General features: G+C 72.7%; 10 protein-coding genes. 2 read left to right on the forward strand and 8 right to left on the reverse strand.

All coding sequences use genetic code 11. From position 1 onward, the window contains the following. The 8 genes from RYN42_RS18020 to RYN42_RS18055 all read right to left on the reverse strand — a co-directional run. Window positions 1-850, reverse strand: an 850-nt coding sequence (locus RYN42_RS18020; RefSeq protein WP_315098284.1) for a DUF58 domain-containing protein, incomplete at its 3' end; no start/stop codon positions are given. Beyond that, window positions 847-1,827, reverse strand: coding sequence for a MoxR family ATPase (locus tag RYN42_RS18025; protein WP_315098288.1), 981 nt, complete (start codon window positions 1,825-1,827; stop codon window positions 847-849). The genes RYN42_RS18025 and RYN42_RS18020, both read right to left, overlap by 4 nt. Continuing rightward, the gene (locus RYN42_RS18030; RefSeq protein ID WP_315098290.1) at window positions 1,820-2,305 is read right to left on the reverse strand and encodes a hypothetical protein; all 486 of its coding nucleotides are present in this window, start codon (window positions 2,303-2,305) and stop codon (window positions 1,820-1,822) included. Before RYN42_RS18030 ends, RYN42_RS18025 begins: the two co-directional genes overlap by 8 nt. Continuing rightward, a complete protein-coding gene (locus RYN42_RS18035) occupies window positions 2,302-3,024 on the reverse strand; it encodes a DUF4129 domain-containing protein (protein ID WP_315098293.1) in 723 nt (240 codons plus the stop codon). Before RYN42_RS18035 ends, RYN42_RS18030 begins: the two co-directional genes overlap by 4 nt. A gap of 44 nt (window positions 3,025-3,068) precedes the next feature. Then, entirely contained in the window at window positions 3,069-3,536 is a 468-nt protein-coding gene (locus tag RYN42_RS18040; protein ID WP_315098296.1) for a hypothetical protein, read from the reverse strand. A 75-nt stretch (window positions 3,537-3,611) separates the two neighbouring features. Further along, complete coding sequence (locus RYN42_RS18045) at window positions 3,612-4,412, reverse strand: hypothetical protein (protein WP_315098298.1); 801 nt, start codon at window positions 4,410-4,412, stop codon at window positions 3,612-3,614. Between the two features lie 42 nt (window positions 4,413-4,454). Further along, a complete protein-coding gene (locus RYN42_RS18050; protein ID WP_315098300.1) occupies window positions 4,455-5,213 on the reverse strand; it encodes a hypothetical protein in 759 nt (252 codons plus the stop codon). Window positions 5,214-5,425: 212 nt separating this feature from the next. Further along, window positions 5,426-6,085, reverse strand: coding sequence for a hypothetical protein (locus RYN42_RS18055; RefSeq protein ID WP_315098304.1), 660 nt, complete (start codon window positions 6,083-6,085; stop codon window positions 5,426-5,428). 101 nt (window positions 6,086-6,186) lie between these two features. Here RYN42_RS18055 and purB point away from each other — a divergent pair, with 101 nt between their 5' ends. Next, entirely contained in the window at window positions 6,187-7,608 is a 1,422-nt protein-coding gene (purB, locus tag RYN42_RS18060) for an adenylosuccinate lyase (protein ID WP_315098307.1), read from the forward strand. A 246-nt stretch (window positions 7,609-7,854) separates the two neighbouring features. Beyond that, complete coding sequence (locus RYN42_RS18065) at window positions 7,855-8,709, forward strand: hypothetical protein (protein ID WP_315098310.1); 855 nt, start codon at window positions 7,855-7,857, stop codon at window positions 8,707-8,709. The last annotated feature ends 468 nt before the right edge of the window (window positions 8,710-9,177 follow it).

The following is a 9,177-nucleotide window of genomic DNA, read 5'->3' on the forward strand; positions in this document are numbered from 1 at the left end:
CTCCGAGGTCGTCGAGCCCCACCCGGTCGCCCAGCTCGAGGAAGCCCTGCGCGGCGGACGCGGCGGCCTGCCGGGCGAGGTCGAGCGACGTCGGGTCCTGCGCGCGGGCGGGCGTCGAGCCCCGCCAGGTCATCGGGTCCGGGCCGACGTCGTCGCGCGAGTCCACGACCAGCACGACGACCGCCTCGGCGAGCGCGTGCTCGCGGCGGACGTAGAGCTCGTGCAGGTCAGGGGACCGCCGCGCGGTGACGCGCCAGTCGATGCGACGCAGCCGGTCGCCGGGGGAGAACGGGTGCACGTCACGCAGGCCACCGCCCTCGCCGGGCCGGCGCGACTCGTGCCCGCCGGTCAGCCCGCGCAGCCGGGGCGGCAGCGGGAGGTCACCGAGGGGCCGCGGGGCGGGAAGCACCAGGGCCGAGCGCGAGACGGCGGGGCTGGGCTCGGACACGCTGGCGGCGCCCGGCCCGATCCCCTGCGCGTCGACGAACGCGACCTCCTGCGGTCCGGTGCGCACGGTGTGCACGACGAGCGGGAGACGTCGGCTGCCGTCGACGACCACCCACGCCTCGGCGAGCACCCGCACACCTCGGCGGACGCCCACGAGGACGCCGGCGGGTGCGTCGACGACCACGTCTGCACGCAGCGTGCCTGGGGCGGGTGCCGTGTCGGACGCCTCCAGCCGCGCGGTCGGGTCGGTGGACGGACGGCGACGCCAGTCCCACACCCCCGCCACCAGCGGCGCGGCACCCAGCACGGCGACGTCCGGGCGTCCGAGCAGCGCGCCCAGGACGACGAGCACGAGGCCGACGACGACGCCCGCCTCCGTCGCCCGTGAGCGCACCCAGGTCATCCGCGGCGCGCCGTCGTCGGGCCTGCCACCCGCGCGAGCACGTCCGCGACGACCTTCTGCGGCGCGGTGCCCGTCGCCCAGGCCTGCGGCGTCAGCGAGAGCCGGTGCGCGAGGGCAGGGACGGCCACGGCCTTGACGTCCTCGGGCGTGACGAAGTCCCTGCCGGACAGCACCGCGAGCGAACGCGCGACGAGCACCAGCGCCTGCGAGCCCCGCGGCGAGGCACCCACGTCGACCGCGTCGTGCGTGCGGGTGGCTGCCGCGAGGTCGACGCAGTACCGCAGGATGTCGGCGTCGACCGTGACCGCCTCGACCCCGGCCTGCATCGCCCGCAGCGTGGCGGCGTCGACGACCGTGCGGACAGTACCCAGCTCCTGGCGCCGCGCGAGCCGCCGCGACAGGACGTCGACCTCCGCGTCCCGGTCCGGGTACCCGACGGCCACCCGGACCATGAACCGGTCGAGCTGCGCCTCCGGCAGCGGGTACGTGCCCTCGTACTCGACGGGGTTGGACGTGGCCACCACGTGGAACGGGTCCGGCAGCGGGTACGTCTCACCGTCCACCGTGACCTGCCGCTCGGCCATGGCCTCCAGCAGCGCCGACTGCGTCTTCGGGGCGGTCCGGTTGATCTCGTCGGCCAGCAGGAGCCCCGCGAAGACCGGGCCCGGACGGAACGCGAACGACGCCGTCGCCGGGTCGAAGACGCTCGACCCCGTGATGTCCGACGGCAGCAGGTCAGGCGTGCACTGCACCCGGCGGAACGCGAGCCCGAGAGCGGTCGCCAGGCTCCGCGCGGCCAGCGTCTTGCCGAGCCCGGGGACGTCCTCGAAGAGCACGTGCCCGCCGCCGAGGATGGCCGCGAGCGCGACCTTCAGGGGCTCGCGCATGCCGACGACGAGCGTCGCGACCTCGTCGAGCACGGCGCTCCCGCGGTCCGCGACCTGCGCGACGGTCAGTGGCGTGGGCTGCTCAGTCATCGGTGGGCGCTCCGTCGTCGGTCGGGGTGGCACGCCTCGGTCCGAGGCGGTCGAGCACGTCGAGGGTGTGCACCACGTCGGCGACCGTGGGCAGCGGTGAGGTGGTGCGGGTGAGCGTCCGGACGGCGCGCGTGCCGAGCAGGCTCTGCGCGTGCGGGTCGTCGAGGGTCATCCCGTGCCGCGCGAGCCGGCTCCGCGCCACCTCGCGCAGCCGCCGGAGCACCCGCTCGCCGATCCGTCCGTCCCGCCCGACCATCGCCCACGCCAGATCCTGCACCTCGCCGCGCGCGCCGTGCCGGCGGTCCAGGCGCTCGCGGTCCCAGCCGGGGTCAGGGGTGCCGTCCAGGCGACTGAGCAGCAGCACCCCCGCGGCGACGAGCAGCCCGAGCAGCGCCGACGTCCCCGGCGTCAGACCGGCCGCCCACGCTCCGACGCCGCCGACCAGGAACCCGGCGAGCGGCCGCCAGTCCCACCTCATGCGTCCTCCTCGGCACGCCGCCCCAGGTCGACCGCGATCGCGGCCAGGCTCGTGCGCGCCCGATCGACGTCGGACCGCGTGAGCACGTGCTCGGAGTATCGCGCGGCGAGGTAGAGCTCCAGCAGGGTGCGCGTCGCCGCAGGGTCCGCACGCGTGGTGCCGAGGACCTCGACCGTGAACTCGGTCGCCGTCTGCGCGCGATCCCGCACCAGCCCGGTGCGCTCCGCCGACGCCTCCAGCGCCACCCACGCGGCGATCACCGCGTCCCCGGGCGGGACCTCGTCCTCGAGCACCTGCGCCGCACGCCGGACACCCTCGCGCAGCGCCGGCGTGGCGCTGTCCAGCACGTCGCCGCCGAGGTCGACGTCCGGAGCCGCCAGGTCGACCTCGTGCGGTGCACGCCGAGCCAGCATCGCGCGGACCCGCCTGACCAGCATCGCGACCGCGACCACCAGCAGCGCGCCGACCAGCACGATGACGATCAGGTAGAGCCAGCGCTGCGCGACCACCGACTCCTCGACCCGCAGCATGTCCGGCTCGACCGGCGGGGGCGTCGCGGTGCGCGACTCGACCGGCAGGGGCGGGATGGTGAACGCCGCCCCGCCCGCGTTCCGCTGACCGAGCCGGAACGGCCCCGCCAGCGCCGCCCCGATCACCGCGACGACGACCAACGCACCGACCACCAGCACCGCGCTCGGCCTGCGGGTCTGCGGTGCCACGGGGCTCCTCGGCGTCGGCGGACCGACGGGGGCCGCCGGTGGGGTCAGGCTACTGGCGGGGTGGTGAGCCACTCGCGCAGGTCGCGGTGCACGAAGCCCGCGGCGAACACCCCCGCGTCAAGCTCTCGCCGCAGGTCGGCAGGCGTCCGCACGGACGCGGTGTACTCGGCTCCCGCCCGCAGGACCGCCGTCCACAGGCGTCGCCGGAGGTCGCCGGGCAGCGTCGAGCGCACGTCGAACGAGGCGACGACCGCAGTCGAGAACCCCTCGAGACGTGTCCCGGCGACCTCGGCCGGAGAGCTGAGCGGCAGCAGCTCGAGCTGGATGACCAGCGGACAGTCGTGCACGCGGTCGGCGTCGGCCCACCGGTCGAGCCACCGAGGTGCCACCCCGAGCTCGAGCGAGCACGACGAGCGGAAGGGCGCCCGGTCGAGTCTCACCAGCCACGAGAGGTCGTCGTCAGGACGCACCCAGGTCGTGCCGTGCCGCTCGAAACCGGCACCGGCGAACACGTCCGAGTCGAGCGATATTCATCGGCGCTCCTCCACGGGCGCGAGGGCTGCTGTCACGGTCCTGGGCACGGGGGATCACATCTCGAGCCACGGCGCCGGCGCCGGAATCGGGTCTATCCGGTCCGCGAGCGCCACGAACCGCTCGAGGTTGGTGAGCTCGTGCAGGACCTCCGCGTGCTCGAGCCGGCCGTTCATGTACACGACCACCCACTCGAGCAGCGGGCACGCCGCCAGTGGCCGCAGGTCGATCCGGTGGTCGAGCACCGCCGGTCCTGCCGGATCGATGACGAGGTGCCTCAGACGCGGGAAGGCCTCGATCCCGTCGAGGGAGCAGATCCCCGCGCCGTGGATCTCGAGCGACTCCAGCTGCCACGGGGGATCGGGACATCGCAGGTCGACGTCGGTGAGCCGTGTCCCGCGGGCGTACTCCAACGAGGCGGCACGCAGCTCGTTGCACCCCGACAGCAGCGCCAGGGAGTCGGCCCGCACCTTGCCCAGCGCGAGTCCACGCAGTCGCGGGACGGCCGACAGGGGCCCGGTGAGATCGTCGACGTCGACGCCCAGCCCCACCAGGCGATGCAGGTCCTCGGTGTGCATCGGAGCTTCAGAACGTCCGAAGATGTTGATCTCGACGAACTTGCGCAGAGCCGCACGAGGTATCGCGGGGATGGCGCCCCTGCCTCCGTGCACGATCAGCTCGGGCACGGAGATCTCGGACAGCCATTCCAGTGATGCTCCGCGACCGGCGATCGCCGCGGCGTTGACAACGATCTGTTGCGGAGCGTGCTGAGCGATGTTCCAGAGATCGACCTCGCTGGGACGCTCGTAGACATCTGCGTACTGACCCGACTCGGCCTGGCGGAACACCAACGACATGCGCAAATCCCCTCTCGCCGATCGACGACGACCTCGGTTCGATCAGGTTTCTGCCTGGGCGTCCCCGTCGAGCGTCGGCCCGCGCCTACGAGACCCGCGGGCTCTCTCGATGCTCGAGACGGACGGTGAGTAGTGTCGACGACTCTTCAGCGCCAGCTCGGACAGCCGCGGCAGCGACAGGAGCGGAGTGAGGTCCCCGTCCTCGATGTTCGTCGTGCCCCACGCGAGGAGCGCCTGGAGCTGATTGTGTCCCCGGATCGGCGCCAGGGATGCGATACCTCCGCAGTCGGCGAGACGGAGCCGCCGGAGGTTGCGGGCGTCGCGCAGCACCTCGAGCTCGTGGATCCCGGTGCAGCCGTCGGCCTCGAACCGGACCAAGTCCCTGAGCGCCGCGAGGGCGTCGATGTCCGTCAGCCGTCGGGCATCGTTGATCTCCAGCTCGCGGAGGTTGTCCATGGCCCGCAGACCCTCCAGGTCCACGAGGTTCTTCGCGCCGTACAGAGCGAGACTCCTGAGCCGGCCGCCGAGGTCGGGAAGCTCCTTCGCGTCGTAGCCGAGAAGAGTGAGCGACTCCAGCGCCGGACCGGGCGGGAGACCCGTCCGAGACACGGCTTCCCACTCCAGGGCGAGGTGTCGAACGTCGCGCAGACGGCGGATGTCGATCCCGCCTGCGCCTACGACGTTCCCGTTCAGCGTCACGGAGGACACCGCTGGGGACAGCGCGTAGAGCTCCCCGACGTCGACCTCGCTGGCGGTCGTGACGATGATCTCCTCGACGGCGAGCCGCGAGATCCCGTCCAACGCGTCCGGGAAGTACAGATGGACCGGAACCCCCGGACCGGCATGCTCCTCGATGCTCCCCAGAGCACCGTCGTCGAGCTCACGGACGAACGCGACGTAGCCGGGCGCGCCCGGTGTCGGCTGGGCGATGATCGAGCTCGGCGTCACGTCGAGAACGTCCCCGAGCGGGAGAGGGCCCAGCTCCGCTGCCCAGTCGACGCCCCGGTCGCCTCTCACCTCAGCAGCCGCACTGCCCTGCGCGCCTCGGCGCGGATGTCCGCGTCGACCGCATCAACCCGCGCCTCGACGACCGGCAGTGCCGGCCGGTACCGGGCGGCGACGAGCGCGCGGAGAGCCGAGGGCGCCACCGAGTCGTCGTCGACGAGGTCCATCAGCACGGACGGGACGTCGGGATGCTTCGTCCGTCCGAGCCGCAGGACCAGCGCCGATCGAGCACTGCCCAAGGACCGGTCGCGCGCCAGACCCAGGACGTCCTCCGCCCAAGGCGGCGAGGCAAGGCCGGCGATGGCGCTGCTGAGGCTGCCCAGCATCAGCTCGTCGGCGTCGAGCGTGCCGTCGGAGGTCACCGCGAGCCGGTACCCGGTCGGTCTGCCCCTCATCCACGCGATCAGCACCGGCATCACCTCCGACTCGGCGGCCTTCGAGGCGTACGGGACCAGGAGGTCGTCGGCGACGGGCCAGTAGCGGAGGACCGCCAGCCAGCGCCTCAGGACCGGCAGGACCGCCGCCTTGTTCTCCGCGGTCACCCGCAGCTCGCGCAGTCGGCGGTCGTCCTCGCCCGCCGCGGCGAGGTCGGACCGCACCCCGGCGGCCTCGGCGTCGTACTCGCGCTTCGCACCGACGTACGGGTCCTCGGTCATCACGGTCCTCACGGCGCTCCCTCGACGGCGGGCACCGACATCGTGGCACGGCGTCGCGAGGTGACGGCGGGACGCCGCCGCACCCGACCGGACCCCTCTGGGACACTGGAGCCATGCCCTCTCGCGTCCGGCTCGCAGACGTCACGCCCCCCATCGCGCTCGGCCCCCTCGACGGTCGCTACCGCGCGGCCGTCGCGCCGCTGGTCGACCACCTGAGCGAGGCCGCCCTCAACCGCGAGCGGGTGCACGTCGAGGTCGAGTGGCTGATCCACCTGGCGCAGCAGCAGGTGGTGCCGGGCGCCCCGACGCTCACGGCGGCCGACGAGCAGTACCTGCGCGAGGTCGTCGACACCTTCGGGCCCGAGGAGGTCGCGGAGCTGGCGGCCATCGAGAAGATCACCGTGCACGACGTCAAGGCGGTCGAGTACTTCCTCAAGAGCCGGCTCGCGGCCGCGCCGGAGGGGTCGGCGCTGCGGGACGTCGGCGAGCTCGTGCACTTCGCGTGCACCAGCGAGGACATCAACAACCTGTCGTACGCGCTGATGGTCCGCGGTGCGGTGCAGGACGTCTGGGCACCGGCCGCCACCGCACTCGTCGACCAGGTGGCCGTGCTCGCGCACGAGCTCAAGGACCAGCCCATGCTCGCCCTGACGCACGGGCAGCCGGCGACGCCGACGACGCTCGGCAAGGAGCTCGCGGTCCTCGCGCACCGGCTGCGGCGGCAGCTGCGGCGGATCGCGTCCGACGAGTACCTGGGCAAGCTCAACGGCGCCACCGGCACGTACGGGGCGCACGTCGTCGCGGTCCCGGGCGCCGACTGGCCGGCGGTGAGCAAGGCGTTCGTCGAGCACCTCGGACTGACCTGGAACCCGCTGACCACGCAGATCGAGCCGCACGACTGGCAGGCCGAGCTGTACGCCGACGTCGCCCGGTTCAACCGCGTGCTGCACAACCTGGCCACCGACGTGTGGACCTACATCTCGCGCGGCGTCTTCATCCAGGTCCCCGTCGCGGGTGCCACCGGCAGCTCGACCATGCCGCACAAGGTGAACCCGATCCGGTTCGAGAACGCCGAGGCCAACCTCGAGCTCTCGTCGGCCCTGCTGGACACCCTGGCCAGCACCCTGGTGACCAGCCGGCTGCAGCGCGACCTCACCGACTCCACGACTCAGCGCAACATCGGTCCCGCCTTCGGGCACTCGCTCCTGGCCATCGACAACGTGGCCCGCGGGCTGCGCGCGCTCTCGGTGGACACCACACTGCTGGCCCGCGAGCTGGACGAGAACTGGGAGACCCTCGGCGAGCCCGTGCAGTCGGCCATGCGCGCCGCGTCGGTGGCCGGCGTGACCGGCATGGAGAACCCGTACGAGCGGCTCAAGGAGCTCACCCGCGGCCGCCGGCTGACCGCCGCGGACATGCGCGAGTTCATCGGCGGGCTCGGCCTTCCCGACGACGTCGAGGCGCGTCTGTCCGCCCTGACGCCGGCCTCCTACACGGGGCTCGCGGGGCATCTGGTCGCTTACCTCGATTCCTGACGGAGCGCCACCGCACGCTGAGCCGAACGGGTGAACGCACGGCGCCCGACTCGTCACTTCTGCCTACTTCTCAACCGAAGACGAATCGGTTCGACGGGACCGCTCTCAACGCCTCTGACCTGCGAGTTCACTCAGATGAGTGACCTCTCCTGGACAGGCGCCCTATAAGGGCTGCACAATCGTGCACCGACCGGTCTGAATCATCCGGTTCACCCCTTTTCGGCAAGGAAGCCCACCGTGACGCTCATGCAGAAGGCGATCACGCCAGCGCTGACCCGCGCACACCTCACCGCGGGCCACGACCGTCTGGCGGGGTACGTGGTTCGGGCCGAGGACGTCGCCTTCGCGACGACTCCGGCACAGCTGTTCGAGGTGCACGGACTCGGTTACGAGGGCTCACCCTTCAGCCCGTACGACCGGTCGATCGACGTGCTGCGCTTCGAGTCGTCCCCGCAGCTGCAGTACCGGGACGTGCCCGGGTACATCCTCCCGCTGTGGTGGCTGCGCCACTCGCGCATCCCCCCGGGCGCCGAGCTGGTCCGCATCTACGACAACGGCACCTCCACGCTGCTGGCCCGCTACGGGGACGTCGGCGCCGGGTGGACCGTGACGCAGCTGGGCGCCCCCCGCCCGTCGCTGGCGTCCCTGTCGCGCTGCGTCGGCCCCGTCGCCAAGTGGCACGGCGCCTACCTCGAGGCGGACGTCGTGGACAACGGCCACACCGTGGTCTTGGCCCTGGCCAACCCGCCGCTGGCCGAGACCGGGTTCTACCAGTCCCCGTCCGGCCGCTGGTACCGCCGCGTGGCCCGCGAGGACGTCACCGAGCTGTTCGAGCTCGACCTCACGGCCCGCTGGAACGGCCTCAGCGTCCGCGTCGTCGACCAGTGGCAGGACGCCCAGCGCTACGTCGTGGCTCGCATCTCCCACCTGGGGGACGACATCGAGCGCGCCGAGCGCCTGCACCTGACGCGCGTCGAGGCCGGTGTCTACGAGGGCATCGTCTATGCCGCCGAGCTGACCGACATCCAGACCAACCAGGTGGTCCCCCACACCTGGGCCCCCGGTCCTGCTGCCCCCCAGCAGCAGGTGGTGCGCTCCTGAGCGCACTCCGAGGGTTCCTCACCAGGGTCACGCCAACGACGCTGTGACTCTCGCGGAACGCGTGCCGGGCCTGGCCCTCCCCCCCGTCCAGGCCCGGCACGCTCTGTCTGTCCAGAACGACCCGGTCCGGCCAGCCAGCGGGACGGGGATCGACGCCAGCTCGGTGAGCGCGGCCGCGTACGTCGCCGCGTCGCCCCTGCACGCCGAGCCGCCTGAGGCGCGACGCTGCCCCCGAACCCGGCCACGAGAACATCATGGGTGCCGTTCTGAGGGGGTCAGACGCCACTGGTGTTGTTGTCGCCATGCGGCGGGGCCGACGAGACCACGAGAACAACAGTGGACGCGCATGGCGGGCCGATGACGCGTCCAGAGTTGTTCTCGTGGGGCTGTCGGCCGGAGAGCCACGCGGCCCAGCCCGGCCGATCCCGGCCCGGCCGCACGGGGGGTCGGCCAGCAGCGGGACGGGGA

Source organism: uncultured Cellulomonas sp., assembly GCF_963527515.1.
GTDB lineage: Bacteria > Actinomycetota > Actinomycetes > Actinomycetales > Cellulomonadaceae > Cellulomonas.

Excerpts from the sequence above, each read along its gene's own strand:
- RYN42_RS18025 (WP_315098288.1), bottom strand. The coding sequence starts at position 1,827 with ATGACTGAGCAGCCCACGCCACTGACCGTCGCGCAGGTCGCGGACCGC.
- RYN42_RS18030 (WP_315098290.1), bottom strand. The coding sequence starts at position 2,305 with ATGAGGTGGGACTGGCGGCCGCTCGCCGGGTTCCTGGTCGGCGGCGTC.
- RYN42_RS18045 (WP_315098298.1), bottom strand. The coding sequence starts at position 4,412 with ATGTCGTTGGTGTTCCGCCAGGCCGAGTCGGGTCAGTACGCAGATGTC.
- purB (WP_315098307.1), top strand. The coding sequence starts at position 6,187 with ATGCCCTCTCGCGTCCGGCTCGCAGACGTCACGCCCCCCATCGCGCTC.
- RYN42_RS18065 (WP_315098310.1), top strand. The coding sequence starts at position 7,855 with ATGCAGAAGGCGATCACGCCAGCGCTGACCCGCGCACACCTCACCGCG.